The organism is Oleiphilus sp. HI0080 (assembly GCF_001635135.1).
Window position 1 is genome coordinate 1 of the sequence record NZ_LWFU01000862.1, and the last position, 525, is coordinate 525.

Genomic DNA, 525 nt, shown 5'->3' on the forward strand with positions numbered 1-525 from the left:
TTATGGTCGTGCATTATCCCACACGCTCGCTTAATATATCAAACAGTTGATTCTGTATTTAAGGTATTAGTCATGCTCAACCCTTCCACACACTCCCGTACCTATCCACCCTCTTATTATGAAGCAAGTCTGACTGACAAAGAGGGCTTCCCACAAGCAAAGGGGGCGCTTTCTACTCAGGTTTGTATTATCGGGGGCGGTTTCAGTGGCGCAAGCACTGCTTTGGAATTGAGAGAGCGCGGTATCAATGTCATTTTGGTCGAAGCGTATCGCATTGGATGGGGCGCCTCAGGACGCAATGGCGGGCAGTTAATCCGCGGCATTGGTCACGGCCTAGATCAATTCAAGAATCAAATCGGCACCGAGGGCATCAAAGCGATTGATGACATGGGCTTTGAAGCAGTCGATATTGTGAAGCAGCGAGTTGAGAAATACGCAATCGATTGCGATCTTAAATGGGGCTATTGCGACCTTGCCACTAAACCTCGACACCTCAAAGATTTTATTGAAGACAAAGAGTGGCTC

At 47.8% G+C, this 525-nt stretch carries 1 protein-coding gene; it reads left to right on the forward strand.

Annotated features, from left to right (window positions below):
• Positions 1-72 precede the first annotated feature (72 nt).
• Positions 73-525 (forward strand): FAD-binding oxidoreductase (locus tag A3751_RS17405; protein ID WP_156492576.1); only part of this gene is annotated, 453 nt, incomplete at its 3' end.